This window comes from Peribacillus sp. N1 (assembly GCF_054600815.1).
The window spans coordinates 1-15,152 of record NZ_BAAHZO010000009.1 but is presented as its reverse complement, the minus strand read 5'-3'; the positions used below and the strand labels follow the sequence as shown (position 1 = coordinate 15,152).

Annotated in this window: 17 protein-coding genes and 1 tRNA gene; 5 read left to right on the top strand and 13 right to left on the bottom strand. The window is 40.2% G+C overall.

The window, feature by feature from the left end:
• Nucleotides 1-30 precede the first annotated feature (30 nt).
• Genes ACYP5M_RS24170 through ACYP5M_RS24155 form a run of 4 tightly spaced genes read right to left on the bottom strand, consistent with a single transcriptional unit; the run spans nt 31 to nt 3,021 of the window.
• On the bottom strand, nt 31-1,743 hold the full coding sequence (locus ACYP5M_RS24170) for a YfjI family protein (protein ID WP_459735608.1): 1,713 nt from the start codon (nt 1,741-1,743) through the stop codon (nt 31-33).
• On the bottom strand, nt 1,740-2,585 hold the full coding sequence (locus tag ACYP5M_RS24165) for a bifunctional DNA primase/polymerase (protein WP_459735607.1): 846 nt from the start codon (nt 2,583-2,585) through the stop codon (nt 1,740-1,742). The genes ACYP5M_RS24170 and ACYP5M_RS24165 overlap by 4 nt, the downstream gene beginning before the upstream one ends.
• A 35-nt stretch (nt 2,586-2,620) precedes the next feature.
• A complete protein-coding gene (locus tag ACYP5M_RS24160) occupies nt 2,621-2,818 on the bottom strand; it encodes a helix-turn-helix domain-containing protein (RefSeq protein ID WP_459735606.1) in 198 nt (65 codons plus the stop codon).
• A gap of 23 nt (nt 2,819-2,841) precedes the next feature.
• Nucleotides 2,842-3,021 (bottom strand): hypothetical protein, encoded by a 180-nt coding sequence (locus tag ACYP5M_RS24155; protein WP_459735605.1) that lies wholly within the window; start codon nt 3,019-3,021, stop codon nt 2,842-2,844.
• Between the two features lie 133 nt (nt 3,022-3,154).
• Between ACYP5M_RS24155 and ACYP5M_RS24150 the strand changes: the two genes are divergently transcribed.
• Both ACYP5M_RS24150 and ACYP5M_RS24145 read left to right on the top strand, forming a co-directional pair.
• Nucleotides 3,155-4,132, top strand: a complete 978-nt coding sequence (locus ACYP5M_RS24150) for a hypothetical protein (protein ID WP_459735604.1) — start codon at nt 3,155-3,157, stop codon at nt 4,130-4,132.
• Nucleotides 4,129-5,340, top strand: coding sequence for a site-specific integrase (locus tag ACYP5M_RS24145; RefSeq protein ID WP_459735603.1), 1,212 nt, complete (start codon nt 4,129-4,131; stop codon nt 5,338-5,340). The genes ACYP5M_RS24150 and ACYP5M_RS24145 overlap by 4 nt, the downstream gene beginning before the upstream one ends.
• A 108-nt stretch (nt 5,341-5,448) precedes the next feature.
• Here ACYP5M_RS24145 and groL read toward each other — a convergent pair whose 3' ends face one another.
• Both groL and groES read right to left on the bottom strand, forming a co-directional pair.
• Nucleotides 5,449-7,086, bottom strand: a complete 1,638-nt coding sequence (gene groL, locus ACYP5M_RS24140; RefSeq protein WP_101225605.1) for a chaperonin GroEL — start codon at nt 7,084-7,086, stop codon at nt 5,449-5,451.
• Nucleotides 7,087-7,145: 59 nt separating this feature from the next.
• Entirely contained in the window at nt 7,146-7,430 is a 285-nt protein-coding gene (gene groES / locus ACYP5M_RS24135) for a co-chaperone GroES (protein ID WP_101225604.1), read from the bottom strand.
• 334 nt (nt 7,431-7,764) lie between these two features.
• On the opposite strand from groES, the gene ACYP5M_RS24130 reads away from it, so the two are divergent.
• Nucleotides 7,765-8,490 (top strand): CPBP family intramembrane glutamic endopeptidase, encoded by a 726-nt coding sequence (locus tag ACYP5M_RS24130; protein WP_427575323.1) that lies wholly within the window; start codon nt 7,765-7,767, stop codon nt 8,488-8,490.
• On the top strand, nt 8,487-8,699 hold the full coding sequence (locus tag ACYP5M_RS24125; protein WP_034306342.1) for a YdiK family protein: 213 nt from the start codon (nt 8,487-8,489) through the stop codon (nt 8,697-8,699). The genes ACYP5M_RS24130 and ACYP5M_RS24125 overlap by 4 nt, the downstream gene beginning before the upstream one ends.
• 29 nt (nt 8,700-8,728) lie before the next feature.
• On the opposite strand, the gene ACYP5M_RS24120 is transcribed toward ACYP5M_RS24125, so the two are convergent.
• Complete coding sequence (locus ACYP5M_RS24120; protein WP_034306345.1) at nt 8,729-9,388, bottom strand: redox-sensing transcriptional repressor Rex; 660 nt, start codon at nt 9,386-9,388, stop codon at nt 8,729-8,731.
• Between the two features lie 28 nt (nt 9,389-9,416).
• Nucleotides 9,417-9,929 carry a cyclic pyranopterin monophosphate synthase MoaC gene (gene moaC, locus ACYP5M_RS24115; RefSeq protein ID WP_101225602.1) on the bottom strand — a complete coding sequence of 171 codons (513 nt, stop codon included), beginning with the start codon at nt 9,927-9,929 and terminating at the stop codon, nt 9,417-9,419.
• 133 nt (nt 9,930-10,062) lie between these two features.
• Between moaC and abc-f the strand changes: the two genes are divergently transcribed.
• A complete protein-coding gene (abc-f, locus tag ACYP5M_RS24110) occupies nt 10,063-11,982 on the top strand; it encodes a ribosomal protection-like ABC-F family protein (RefSeq protein WP_459735602.1) in 1,920 nt (639 codons plus the stop codon).
• Nucleotides 11,983-12,250: 268 nt separating this feature from the next.
• Here the strand turns inward: abc-f and tsaD are convergent, their stop codons facing one another.
• From tsaD to ACYP5M_RS24085, 5 genes are all read right to left on the bottom strand, one after another.
• The gene (gene tsaD / locus ACYP5M_RS24105) at nt 12,251-13,264 is read right to left on the bottom strand and encodes a tRNA (adenosine(37)-N6)-threonylcarbamoyltransferase complex transferase subunit TsaD (protein ID WP_260359228.1); all 1,014 of its coding nucleotides are present in this window, start codon (nt 13,262-13,264) and stop codon (nt 12,251-12,253) included.
• Nucleotides 13,261-13,713: a ribosomal protein S18-alanine N-acetyltransferase gene (gene rimI, locus ACYP5M_RS24100; RefSeq protein WP_459735601.1), complete on the bottom strand. Its 453-nt coding sequence runs from the start codon at nt 13,711-13,713 to the stop codon at nt 13,261-13,263. The genes tsaD and rimI overlap by 4 nt, the downstream gene beginning before the upstream one ends.
• A gap of 22 nt (nt 13,714-13,735) precedes the next feature.
• Nucleotides 13,736-14,428 carry a tRNA (adenosine(37)-N6)-threonylcarbamoyltransferase complex dimerization subunit type 1 TsaB gene (gene tsaB, locus ACYP5M_RS24095; protein WP_230178626.1) on the bottom strand — a complete coding sequence of 231 codons (693 nt, stop codon included), beginning with the start codon at nt 14,426-14,428 and terminating at the stop codon, nt 13,736-13,738.
• On the bottom strand, nt 14,428-14,880 hold the full coding sequence (gene tsaE / locus ACYP5M_RS24090; RefSeq protein WP_434168310.1) for a tRNA (adenosine(37)-N6)-threonylcarbamoyltransferase complex ATPase subunit type 1 TsaE: 453 nt from the start codon (nt 14,878-14,880) through the stop codon (nt 14,428-14,430). The genes tsaB and tsaE overlap by 1 nt, the downstream gene beginning before the upstream one ends.
• Nucleotides 14,881-15,077: 197 nt before the next feature.
• Nucleotides 15,078-15,151, bottom strand: a tRNA-Met gene (locus ACYP5M_RS24085).
• Nucleotide 15,152: the final 1 nt, after the last annotated feature.

Sequence of the window (15,152 nt, the reverse complement as noted above, 5' to 3'; positions counted from 1 at the left end):
ATTACCTACATTTGGTGTAATCTCTTGTTGTTATTGGTTTCGTGGCGTGGGCACTCCAGGAACACATTGATACACATTACCCACGTTTGATTTATCCCTGATTGAATTGTGTGTATTGTGTACCACTGTGTACTGATCATCCCCACGTGATTTTTCTCTCTCTGACGGGATTTGTAGACTATTGTGGGTAATGTGTGCGCTATTCTCGGTATCAAAAAGGTAGGGATTCACTTCTAACAGTGTTTTTCTGCCATCTTTTGTTTGATAGATAAATCCCCGTTCCTCCAATTCCAACAATGTCGCTTTCAAATGAATTGCTTTTTTAAATCGTTTCCTTGTGAGGTTTTGAATTTCTCTGTATTCAATAACAGGCATCTCCTGCCGTTTAATCACTTCCAGTAGATACTTTGCATCTTGTGTACCTTGATCGGCCCCCATACAGCCATAAGCCGCCTTGGCATGTTCAATAAAGTATCTAGCTAGCAGCTGAGCTTTAATAATTGTTTCCGCTTGTATTTGTTTTGGTATCCCCTCAATATTAGGCACGTCCATTGGTAAGGCATGGACAACATGTTCGGCTACATGGAGTAATCCTGCCAATCGGATAATTTGCCCCGATAATTTACTTCCCCATTCCTTCATCTCTGCCAGTTCGCCACCATCTAAAAACATCTTTTCTATTTCTCCCCTAAATGCTTCTTCTGCTTGTCTTGCATTGTTATGAAGGATAAGTGGAACCTCTTCTGTAGCTTTCAGATACAATAACTTTTTGGTATTCAACAAATATTGATTCTTTACTTCTGCTTCTATTACACGTGTGGTAATTTTACGATGACCAACCAATGAACGGGGGAAGGAAAATAAAAACCTTGGCATTAATCCACGTTCTAAAAAACTTGCTGGAACACCTTGAACCACATGAGGTTGTAAGAACAGACATATAGTTAAAGCCGGTTCATTTAAGATTATGGCTGCTCTTCCTATCCGATCAACGGCACAATAATCACCACTGAACCCTTTTAAAAAAATCTCAAGGTTTGCTTTTCCATCAGAAGAATAACGTCCGGCCATAATGCTAAATATCCCACCACCCTCTGCAGACAGCAAGGCCATTTTTTCGTTATTCTCGGCCATTAAATCAGCAAGTTTTTCCGGTGTAACATCTTCAGTTATAAAACGAGGAAGGGATAATATTATTTGTCCTTCAATCTCATTTGTTAAAGCATAAATTTCGTTTAACATGGATGGGTTTCCATCTTTGGCATATTCCTTTTCAAGATGTTCCAAACGTTTTTGTTTAGCTTTCAGCTTTGCCTTTTGCTCTGATATTTCCTTGGGTAGCCGTTCCCTTTCCTCTTTTTCATAGTGCATTATTGGCTCAAGTAAAGCTTTAAAGACAGAACTTTTGCGATTACCGGGAGGGAGTGCTAAAATCGTAAAGGTGTTTAACGATTCGCTCCATTCCCCTGTTAAGCGAACATAAAATCGTTTGGTTAACGCTGTGGACAATACGGAAATAGCAGCCATACCCGGCGCATCTATAGGTGTCTGTGTCGATTCCGCTACTCCTTCCACATAATTACGTAACCATCTTGGAAACACATCGACTGGAAAGGGAGGAAGCATGTAGTCATCAAATTGGATAGGTTCTTGCCATTCTATTTGATTTTCCTTTTTGCGCTTGGCTTTCTTAACCTCTTTTTCCGCCTCGTATTCGGCCATTAATTCAATATTAATACTCACGCTCTTTGCCTCCCTTTTAACCGCTTCAATTCTTTTTTTAAAATACTATGAAATGTGGTCTCTATAACTTCAATAGATTCCGGTGGATCATTTCTCTCATTCCATAAAAGCATTAACTCATACGCTATCGGGGCCGCTATACCGTGCCCTAGTAGGTACCCGGCAAGAGAAGCAGCGGACATGTTCCGCTCTCCCTCACCAACGCCCTGAATGATCTTTAACCAATAGTTGTTTGGTTTCTTTGAAGGCTTATCCTGAACAGGTTCGACTATTATCTGTAACAACCATTCCGGCATATCAGATAATGGTACTTCAAGCGGTCTGCAAGATAAGTCCCATTCGTACCTTTTCCCACAGACATGTAGAGAGGGAGATACTACTATGTAGCCTCCTTCTCCCCTAACATCTAATCCAGGTAATAAATTAACACGATTTGTGACATGGCCTGGATTTTTAAATAATACATGGCGTCCGCCTCCCCCTGTAATAGCCTCTATTGTACTTGGAAGTTGCCCATATTGATTTTTTAGTACTTTTATAGAATCTTCTCCACCATGGCGAGGATCAACATCTAAAACTACAAGTCCACTCTCTTGTCCTGTGGCTACCGCTATATTGGCATCCGGCCACTTTTTCCACCACTCATTTATTTCATTGAGATTAGTTGAAGCAGCTTTTAATCCGTTTTTTGTACGAGGGTGTTTACCAGGACTTTGACATTTAGGATTTTGACAGGAACAATGATTTTTGTTTGGTGTATGAAGCGGAAAGACTGGCCAATTTAATTTACTTGCATACGCTAAAGCGGCTTTTCTGTTTGGTGATATATTGGATGTAATCAATTTATAGTACCCCCTTTTAACAAAGTTCATATCATCTATGCTTCTTTCTTCTTTTCAATCCACTTAAAAAAGTCTTCTTTATCTACTCTTTTTGATGAACCAATTTGAAAACATCTAATCCCGCCTGCTTCTTCACTTATCTGTAAAAGTTCATAAACACGACGTCGTGAAATCCCTAAATACTTTGCAATATGCTGTGCTGTTAACATTTGAGGCAGCTTTTGTTCACTCATCTAACAGACCTCCTTTATATAAACTAATCCTGCTTTAATTCTTTAATTATTTTTAAAATCTCTTCTTTTTTTTCTTTGGATAATTCTTGTCGTAATAACCGATAGAAAGAGTTTTCATGAATACCTAACTTTTCAGCTATAACCCAATTAGGAACCGAACCTTTTGCTCTTTTGATTTCTTCATTTCTCGTAATAAATTTCATAATATTCCTCCTTTGTGATTGCTTGGTGTTAGTGTTGGTGTTACAATCATCATATCAAATTCCGTTACGTTAATAACCGAATAATTGGCGGTATATCGTAACAAAAAGTAACTATTTTAAAAGGAGAAATCTTATGTATAACTATTTTCCATTATCTCAAAGTGCAAAAATAAGCTTATACCCTGTAGAACTTGTGGCAATTGACCGTTTAAAAGTTGAAGAACAGCATTTGGGGCCCGGTTCCAAAGAAGTGCTTAATATCAGTATGAATAATTGGATAAAAGCTTTAAGAGGGAAAATGTCATTTGCTTTAAAATTGATGGGGTTAGAAGAGGATTCCCGTCAGATTGTTTTTAATAATGATGGCCTAATGAGCGAATTTGCTAGCTTAAAAACCCTTGAGGATATAGAACTATTTTCGAAGAAGTATGGGTTATTAGGAATTCAACACCCGGACAGTACACAGGTAAACTCCAAATCTCCAGCAATACAAGCGACCTTGCAACCTTCATTCATTTTTAATAATTATGGTTTTAGTGTTTTTGAGCCTATTGAATTGTGGAGATGGCATATAAATGAAGTTCAAAAAATATTGAGATTATATCATGCCATCAGAAAGGCCAATTCTGATGAACTAATAACCGAGATAGTTGAAATTAAAATGCACCGAGGAATATTTGGTATTTTAGCTGAAGATAGAGAGATAACAGACCGTTATTTTATCTATTGGACCGACGGGGAAGAAATTCTCATGTTACCAGAAGATTTCGAAGAGAAGACCATGTTAGAAATTGCCCAATATACACTATCCAAGGTTCTGGAGTCACATATATCAGGAGGAATCAATATAGGTGTAGGTGACCTTATCTCTAAGCCTTCAACCAAAGGATTTATGATTACAGAAAAAAGGTATACTAGGTATTTGCTTGCTGCAATTTATTATGATTTATGGCAAACAATTAACAATTCTAAGAATGTGTACATTTGTAAAAATAAGAACTGCCGGTTACCCTTTGTAAAATCTGGACGTAGAGAGCATTGTAATGATGCCTGTAAGCAAGAAGCATATAGATTACGTTTAGAAGAAAAGGAAAGCAGGGATAATCTATGAGTCACATATATCGACCACGTTGTAAATGCAAGAGTAAGAAATGTAAATGCGGAGCAAGTTGGGCTTACATTGTTGATATAGGCAAAGATCCTAATACAGGTAAAAGAAAACAAAAGAAAAAAAGTGGCTTCCGAACGAAAAAGGAGGCAGCAGTGGCAGCTGCTATTATTAAGAATGAATTAAATCAAGGTATTTTTGTCGAAGAGACTAATGTAACATTTGATTACTTTGCTACAGAATGGTTATCCCTCTATGAAGGACTAGGTGTCGTAAAAGAAAGTACAGTGCGAATCCGTAGACACGAAATTAAACGGCTAGCTGACTATTTTGCCAAGCTAAAATTAAAAGACATCACCAGAAAACAATACCAGAACGCCTTAAATGATTTAAAGAAAAGGGGATATGCTCAGAACACTATTGAAGGTGCTCACCGAACTGGCAGAATGATCTTTAAAAAAGCTGTAGAATTAGAAATACTAAAAAAAGATCCAACAGAGTATACCCAGGTTCCTAAGCAGCAGAAGACCATTGAAGAATTGGAAGGCCGAAAAAGTTTGCCAAACTATTTAGAAAAAGATGAACTTAAGCACATCCTTCTTATGGCCAAAAATTTTGGATTAGATCAAGATTACCCGATCTTTTTATTAATGGCTTATACGGGTATACGTGCAGGCGAACTATGCGCCTTAAAATGGCGCGATATTGATTTTGAAGAGCAGATGATTAGCATTTCAAAAACATATTACAATCCCACTAACAACAGAAAAGAATACAAGTTACTTACACCTAAAACACCAGCAGCAGTACGCATGATTGATATTGATGAGACTGTGATTAATGAATTAAGTAAGCATAAGTCAAATCAAAAGCAAACGATGATGAAACAACGTGATATATACCATAATGAAGACTTTGTTTTTACAAGCATCAGTAAGGAACTACCAGGTTATCCGCTCTACATTAAAAAAATAGAAAATCGTATGAGACGCTTGTTAAAAATTGCAGAATTAAATCCTGAACTTACGCCACACTCATTACGCCATACTCATACCTCTCTTTTAGCTGAAGCAGGAGTAGGCCTTCCACAAATTATGGAGCGATTAGGACACAAAGATGAAGACACTACTAAAAATGTTTATTTACATGTAACAAAAGAGATGAAAAAAGAGGCTTCCCAAAAGTTCAAAGAACTAATGGAAAACCTCTAATTTAGACCCTTATTCAAGAAAATGTTACCCTTTTGTTACCCTTAGGTTATTTTCTGATTGTATAAGGGTCCAGAAACCCTACATTTACTGGGTTTCAGGGGACATGAATTACATCATGCCGCCCATTCCGCCCATGCCGCCCATGTCAGGCATGCCCATGCCGCCAGCGCCAGCAGGTTCTGGTTTGTCAGCAACAACAGCTTCTGTTGTTAAGAACATAGCTGCTACAGAACCAGCGTTTTGTAGAGCTGAACGAGTTACTTTAGTAGGATCGACGATACCGGATTCGATCATGTTCACCCATTGTCCAGTAGCTGCGTTGAAGCCAGTGCCTACTGCTTCGCCTTTAAGGCGCTCTACGATTACAGAGCCTTCAAGTCCAGCATTGTGAGCGATTTGACGAACAGGCTCTTCGATGGCACGAAGAACGATTTTCACGCCTGTTGCTACGTCGCCTTCAGCTTGAATTTCAGCGATTTTATTGTATACGTTAAGAAGTGCTGTACCACCACCGGCTACGATACCTTCTTCAACAGCGGCACGAGTGGAGTTCAATGCATCTTCAATACGAAGTTTACGTTCTTTTAATTCTGTTTCAGTAGCTGCACCGACTTTAATTACCGCTACGCCACCAGCTAATTTAGCAAGGCGTTCTTGTAATTTTTCACGGTCGAATTCAGAAGTTGTTTCTTCTAATTGAACACGGATTTGGTTTACACGAGCTTGAATTTGAGCTGTATCTCCAGCTCCTTCAACGATCGTTGTATTTTCTTTTGTAACAACCACTTTAGACGCACGGCCTAATGAATCGATTGTTGCAGATTTAAGGTCAAGACCGATTTCTTCAGTGATTACTTCGCCGCCTGTAAGAGCTGCGATGTCTTCAAGCATTGCTTTACGACGGTCACCGAATCCAGGAGCTTTAACCGCAACAGCGTTGAATGTTCCACGAAGTTTGTTCACAACAAGAGTTGCAAGCGCTTCGCCTTCTACATCTTCAGCAATCAATAATAGCGGTTTACCTTGTTGTACAACTTGCTCAAGTACAGGAAGGATTTCTTGGATATTCGTGATTTTTTTATCTGTGATCAAGATATATGGATTTTCTAGTACAGCTTCCATTTTATCTGAATCAGTAACCATGTATGGAGATGCATATCCGCGATCGAACTGCATACCTTCTACTACGTCCAATTCAGTTGTGAAACCTTTAGACTCTTCGATTGTGATGACGCCGTCGTTACCAACGCGCTCCATTGCTTCCGCAATCAGTTGGCCGACTTCTTCATCAGCTGAAGAGATGGCAGCAACTTGTGCGATAGATTCTTTGTTTTCAACAGGTTGGGAAATGGCTTTCAATTCTGCGATTGCAGTATTGACCGCTTTCTCGATTCCTTTACGGATACCCATTGGGTTAGCACCAGCTGTTACGTTTTTAAGACCTTCGCGGATCATCGCTTGTGCAAGAACCGTTGCAGTCGTTGTACCGTCACCAGCTACGTCGTTTGTTTTGCTTGCTACTTCAGCAACCAATTTCGCACCCATGTTTTCGAATGCATCTTCCAATTCGATTTCTTTAGCGATCGTCACACCGTCATTAGTGATAAGCGGTGAACCGAATTTTTTCTCAAGAACCACGTTACGACCTTTTGGTCCAAGCGTTACTTTAACTGCATCTGCAAGTGCGTCCACACCACGAAGCATGGAGCGGCGAGCTTCTTCACTAAATTTAATTTCTTTAGCCATTTATAAGTACCTCCCTAAAATTTTAAGAAAATTTTCGTTCAGTTAAGTATGATGTATAATTAGCCGATAACAGCTAGAATGTCGCTTTCACGTAAAATTAAGTATTCAGTGTTTTCGTATTTAACTTCAGTACCTGCATATTTTGAGAAGATAATTAGATCGCCTTGGGCAACCTCTAAAGCAACACGTTCGCCATTTTCAAGGACACGGCCAGTACCAACTGCTACTACCTTACCTTCTTGTGGCTTTTCTTTAGCAGTATCAGGAAGAACAATACCGCTTGCAGTTTTTTCTTCAGTTTGAACTAGTTCAATAATAACGCGATCACCTAATGGTTTTAACAAGTGAAACAACCTCCTCATATTCTCTTGATAATTTGTTACATGATTATTAGCACTCTTCATCATCGAGTGCTAACACATTTATAATATTAAATAAACCGAGCCTTTTTTGCAAGTATCTTATTGAAAATTTTTTATTAATTTCTGATAAATTACGGGTAAACTACTTTAGCATAATGATTTCCTTAACAAAGTTATTTAAATGTTTCGTTAGGGGTACCTTTAAGTGGTGTTCTGCCTCAATTTTTGATACCATTTTGGAGTATGCGTTTATAGCTTGTCCCCATATAAGGAACGTTCCGAGCGGAATGGGTGACTATAAAAGGAGTTTTCATTTTTGAAAAAAGAATATTGGTTCGTCATCATCACTTATATTGCCATGCAATTATCCAGTATTGTTGGGGTACCCATTTTCATGCTGATCGGGTCTTATACCGGAATGCCGGCTGATGAACTCCAAGTGAAATCTGCAGCATACTGGATAGTTTTCAGTTTTCTCGCTGCTTTATTCTTGATTCTTTTTTTAATGAGAAAAGATATGAGGGAAAAGTTGGACACGAGAAATCAAACTTCCGTTTCCATGTCCATATTATGGGCAATTGCAGGAGTGTTCATGGCTCTTTTTGCGCAAAGCATTGCCGGCAGCATTGAACAAATGCTTGGGGTGGAGTCTGAATCTGAAAATACGCAGCAACTCATTTCACTCATTTACAAAGTCCCCATGGTCATTTTCGTCACTTCAGTAATTGGACCTATATTGGAAGAATTAATTTTCCGGAAAATCATTTTCGGATCACTTCATAAACGCTTTAACTTCTTTATTTCAGCTTTAATCAGCTCAGTTATTTTCGGCTTGGCGCATGGTGAATTTGAACATCTTCTTTTATATACGGCAATGGGCTTCACTTTTGCTTTCCTTTATGCAAAAACAGGCCGCATTCTCGTATCAATGAGCGCTCATATTGCGATGAATACGCTTGTTATCATCCTTCAAGTGGTATATCGGGAGGATATAGAGAAGATGATGGATACTGCACAGGCCTTCATCGGAGGTTTATTATGAAACGTCAATCACCCTTATTCATGGGCATCATCTATGCAGGCTTAGGAGCTCTTTTTACAGCTATCGCGATTCAAACCGTCAATTCTTCTGGATGGGGACTCTTCGCCTACATACTTGTCCTCATTGCGACTCTTGACTTTGGATCGGGCTTACGCATGATCATGCTGCACTTTAAGATTAAAGCCGCACAAAAAAATAAGAAAAAATAAAAAAACGCTGCAAAGATGCAGCGTTTTTTTCATTCCTCCAAGGCGGCTTCTTCCACTACCGGATAATGTTTCAGGAAGTAGATGAGCGACTGAAGCTCCACGGCCAGGTCAATATGGTGAACCCTTATGGATGGAGGCACGGTCAGCCTTGCAGGTGTAAAATTCAATATTCCTTTTATATCAGCTTTGACTAGACGATCGGTTATCGTCTGGGCTACCTGTGCAGGCACGGTCAATATAGCTGCAGTGATATTATTTTCCTGCAATAACGTATCGATTTGATCCATATGATAGATGGGCACATCAGCTATCCGCTTGCCGACTTTTTCTTCAGAAACTTCGAAAGCCATTTCAATTTTTGTATTATTATTTTTCATGAAATTGTAATTTAAAAAAGCGGTTCCTAAATTTCCTACCCCTATTAAAGCGACTTTGGTCAATTCATCTTGATCTAGTGTTTTTCTAAAGAAGGATAATAAATAATTGACATTGTAGCCGTAGCCTTTTTTCCCAAGCGCGCCAAAGTAGGAAAAATCACGGCGTATGGTGGCAGAATCCACTTTTACAGCTTCGCTTAGCTCTGCCGAGGAAACTCTTTGCTTGCCTGAGGAATGTAAGTTCTTTAAAAATCGATAATACAATGGTAACCTTTTGGCTGTTGCCTGCGGTATCTTTGGGTCATGGTTCATTGTTCTTCCCCGCCTTCACACATGCTTTTCAACTTAATTCTCTATCTGTTTGTTTTACTTGTCTTTTATAATCGTTACTGGAAACTCCGCCTGTTTTCTCCACTAAGAATGTAGGCCCGATCACCATTCCCTTGTCAATGGCCTTACACATGTCATAAACAGTCAAGGCAGTCACGGATGCAGCTGTTAACGCTTCCATTTCCACACCTGTACTCCCTTTTGTCTTAGCTTCCGTTTCAATCCTAAGTCTGTATCCTTGTTCCTCTTTTTCCCACTCAAAGGCTATATTGACCCCTTGCAGAGCAATGGGATGGCACATCGGAATGATATTGGATGTATTTTTGCTGGCCATTATTCCTGCAACCTGTGCAACAGCCAGTACATCACCTTTTTTCATTTTCTGGTTCGTGACCAATTCATATATTTCATCATTCAATAAAATGCTCGATTGAGCTACTGCCGTCCGGGTTGTTTCAGGCTTAGCACTCACATCGACCATTTTGGCCCTGCCCTGTTCATTAAAATGCGTTAAGTCTCCCATTTAAGTAACCCCTCCTAAATCATACACTATTATTCCACTTTATGTAACAGCTTTTGTTTTACCATGGAACCAAGCTGTTGCCGATAATAACTAAAATACGTTACACTATCTATAATCAATTGAGGTGAAATCTATGATTTTATTACAAATCAATCAACTATCGAAATATTATGGAGCTGAACTTATTTTATCAAATATGAAGCTCGAAGTTCAAAATAAAGATCGAATTGCACTTGTCGGCCGTAATGGCGCCGGAAAATCGACTCTGCTAAAAATCATAGCCGGGAATATTTCCCATGATGGCGGTGAAATTATCAAACCAAAAGGCGTCACAATCGGCTATATGGCCCAGGATACGGGATTGGAATCCGAACTGACCATTTGGGATGAGATGCTGACGGTATTCAAGGACCTTATAGAGCAGGAAAAGGAACTGCGTCGCCTTGAAGCTGATATGGCCAGACCTGACATCTTTGAAAACGAAACGGTTTACCAAAAAGTGCTGAATGAATACGACACTTTGATGGTGGCATTCAAAGAGAAGGGCGGTTATCAATATGAAGCGGATATCCGTTCCGTATTGCATGGGCTTCAGTTTGCTGACTTTGACTATTCTACCCCAATTTCCACATTAAGCGGCGGGCAAAAAACAAGGCTTGCATTAGGAAAGCTGCTTTTAAGGAAACCGGATATATTGATTCTGGATGAGCCGACGAACCATTTGGATATTGAAACCCTATCTTGGCTTGAACAATATTTACAAGGGTACCAGGGAGCTGTGCTCATTGTTTCCCATGACCGCTATTTTTTAGATAAAGTAGTGAACCTGGTATATGAGATTTCCCGGAATAACATGAAAAAATACTATGGTAATTATAGTTCTTACCTAGAGGGAAAAGCGGAAGATTATGAGCGGGACATGAAACTGTTCGAGAAGCAGCAAGGGGAAATCGAAAAGCTTCGCGACTTTGTCCAACGTAATATCACAAGGGCTTCGACCACGAAAAGAGCACAAAGCAGACGCAAGCAGCTCGAAAAGATGGATGTTTTGGACAAGCCGCAAGGGGATGAAAAATCCGCGAATTTTTCTTTCCAGATTGAAAGGCAAAGCGGAAATGAAGTACTCCACCTCCAGGACTTGGCTATCGGATACGAAGGGGAAACGGTATCAAGGAATATAAATTCCCGGATGACAAAGGGAGAGAGCATAGCTCTTGTTGGCCCAAATGGAGTTGGAAAATCAACTTTATTGAAAACGATCATTTCTAAGCTGCCTGCACTTTCTGGGGAATTCCGTTTTGGAACGAACGTAGAAGTCAGCTACTACGATCAAGAACAGGCTAACCTTGTTTCCAATAAACGCGTACTCAATGAATTATGGGACGACTATCCCCTTAAACCGGAAAAGGACATCCGCACCGTACTCGGTAATTTCCTATTTAGCGGGGACGATGTTTTGAAAACCGTTTCCACACTAAGCGGGGGCGAAAAGGCTCGGCTTGCTCTTGCCAAAATGATGATGCAAAAAGGTAATTTTTTAATTCTTGATGAACCAACGAACCATTTGGACCTCGATAGTAAATTGGTGCTTGAAAACGCTTTGATCGATTATCCGGGAACTATTCTTTTCGTCTCACATGACCGTTATTTCATAAATCGGATAGCAACGAAAGTGATTGAGCTCTCCAAAGACGGCAACGAAGAATTCCTCGGTGATTATGATTACTATTTAGAGAAGAAACAGGAGCAAGCGGAAATCAAAGCACTTGAACAGCAGGATCAGGCTAAAACTTTAGATGCAGCTGTAGAAAAAACAAATTACAAAATTGATAAAGAAGCAAAAAAAGCAGAACGCCAGCGAAAACGGCGCATTGAGGAAATCGAGGCAGCCATGGAGCGTCTTGAAACCGAAATAAGCGAATATAATGACCTCCTTTGCGATCCAAATGTTTTTCAGGACCACGAAAAAGTGATGGAAGTCCAAACAAAGCTTGATAATGCACAGGAAAAATTGGACCAGCTGCTCGAAGAATGGGCTGAACTGGAAGAATGACAAATGACCGGGTCAATCGACTCGGTCTTTTTCACTTCAAATTAAAAAGTTATCCACAAACTTGTTAACAATTCACTTACCGTTTATTAGCCAATAATTTGGGTTATACACATTATCCACAGAAACATATCCACTTATCCACAAAAACACCACTTTATACACATGCAGTAGGATGATCAAAAAAACTTTATCCACAGAATATTCTATTATTTTATTAACACGATAAAAAGACAGGATGCCGAAGTGTGGGATCCTGTCTTCTCGTCAATTAAAATGCTTCTATATCCAATCCAGGATTTCCGTTCAAATCCAAACCAGATCGTTTTCCTTTTTCAAACATGACACTGCCAGCAGCACCGATCATGGCGGCATTGTCTGTACAAAGATAGAGGGGCGGAATGGATATATCCATAGGTAAATCCTTAAAAGCTTCCGTTAATGCTTCCCTAAGGCCTTTATTTGCCGCAACTCCTCCAGCAAGCAATACCTGCTTCACATTATATTCCTTTGCAGCTTTTACAGCTTTCATTACAAGCACTTCTATCACACTTGCTTGGAAACTTGCCGCTAAATCTTTAGGTTCGATTTTTTCCCCGCGCTGTTCTGCATTATGCAAAGTGTTGATCACCGCCGATTTCAACCCGCTGAAGGAAAAATCATAGCTGCCATCCAACCATGCCCTAGGCAGTTTTAAAGTTGGTGAGCCTTCTTGCGCAAGCCTATCGATATGAGGACCGCCAGGATAAGGGAGCCCCAATGTTCGAGCCACTTTATCATACGCCTCTCCTGCTGCATCATCCCGCGTCTCCCCTATCACCTTGAAAGAACCTGGCTCTTCTAAAAGCACCAATTCTGTATGACCTCCCGAAACGACTAAAGAAAGCGCAGGATATTCGATCTCCTGAATAAGCCGATTTGCATAGATATGACCAGCGATATGATGCGTACCGACAATTGGTATTCCATGTGCGAAAGCTACAGCCTTCGCCGCATTCACGCCTATTAATAGTGCCCCAACAAGGCCGGGGCCTTCTGTAACGGCAATGGCATCCAAGTCTTCATATGTAACACCGGCTTGCAGCAGTGCTTCTTCAAGAACAATCGTAATTTGTTCTACATGATGACGGGAAGCTATTTCAGGGACGACACCGCCAAAACGTTTATGGCTTTCAATTTGTGAAGCCACGACATTACTCAGTATCTCCGTACCATTTTTTATGACAGCTGCCGCAGTTTCATCGCAGCTCGTTTCAATACCTAATATAAATTGATCTTGTTTCATGAAAAATTCACCCACATAACATAAGCATCTTCTTGATTGTCTGTATAATAATTTTTTCGGATTCCGCCCTTTTGGAAACCTAGTTTTTCATAGAGCGAAATGGCTACTGCATTACTGACACGGACCTCTAGCGTCATCCTCACCACACCCGTCGAAATGGAGATTTCAATCATCTTCCTGAGCAAAGCTTCTCCTAGCTTTTGCCCTCGGTATTCTGGCAATATCGCTATATTGGTAATGTGCGATTCATCAATGACGATCCAGGCACCGCAATAACCGGCGATTTTACCTTCATCCTCTATCACCATGTATACAGCATATTGATTATGATTCAATTCATTAAAAAAAGCTTCCCGGCTCCAAGGCAAAGTAAAGGACTGCTTTTCCACGTTTAGCACTTGGTCGATATCTTCCGTATTCATCTTTCGGAACGTCAATGTTTTACTCATAATAATCGGTCGCTTTCCTTGTTTATTTCCCCTGCTGTTCAAGCCACTTTGCTTCTGCTTCAGCCATGCGGATATAATTCGGTACAAACTGGTGAACATCCACTTCAGTCTTATCAAGACCAATGAAGGCCAGTTCGCTTGGCCTTGAATTATATGACTGTACCGGAGCAAATACCGCCAATTCCCCTAATGCATCCGTAATTGCATCCCGATGGATGTCCACATCTTGACCAACAAATAAAACAGGACGATTTAATTCCTTCAATTGACTCGCCCACTCAGAGGATAGAATATTACAATCTTCTATGACTGTCTTTAAAGAGTCCTTTTCCATTTCATATAATCCAGTATAAATCTGCCCTCTTCTTGCATCGAACAAGGGAGAGATCACCCCGTTAAAATATCGTCCATTAGCTGCTAAAACCTCTAAGCTGGAAACACCTGATAAGGGAATCTGAAGCGTCCAGGCCAAGCTTTTCGCTATCGTCACTCCAATCCTGACCCCTGTATATGAGCCTGGACCTTGAGCGACCACAATCTTAGTCAATTCCTTCGGTTTAGTATCACAATCCCTCAGCAGTGTTTCAATTGCCGGCATTACCCGCACCGAATGATTTTTCTTTAGGTTCGTCGTATACTCACCAATTACTTGATTCTCGTTTACCAGTGCAATCCCTAATGTAAAATTCGATGTATCTATAGCTAAAACCTTCATCAAATAATCTCCTTACATAACTTTACATATCGTTCGCCTTTGGCTTCCAAAACAATACGCCGGCTGGTATCGCCCAGACGATAGATATAAATGGTCAAGATTTCCTCTGGAAGGTGATCCTTTATTAAATGGGCCCATTCAACGACAGTCACACCATCACCATCAAAATATTCATCAAAGCCTAGATCTTCTTCCGATTCACTTACCCGATATACATCCATATGATACAAAGGCAAGCGACCCATGTATTCCTTTATTATCGTAAAGGTAGGGCTATTCACCATTCTGGTAACACATAGTCCTTTAGCCAGCCCTTTTGTGAATGCCGTCTTCCCTGCACCCAAGTCACCTTCTAATGCCAGAACATCTCCACTGGAGAGCTTTTGTGCCAACCTATGCGCAAATTGCGCAGTTTCTTCCTCACTCTGAGAAATCCATTCAACATGTTGCATATATCAATCACCTTTATCATTATTAGGAAACGTCCTATAGTTCATGTCTATAACCATAAACGCAATATTATGGAACAAAAACCATTCTATATGTAGTTTACCTTGTTTCAAAAGAAGAAACAAATAAGTTAGGGACATAATTATTCGAATTTCAGATAAAACAAAAAAACGAAACCTAAGTTTCGTTTTTTTCATGATTGCGGGGACAGGATTTGAACCTGCGACCTTCGGGTTATGAGCCCGACGAGCTACCGGACTGCTCCACCCCGCGA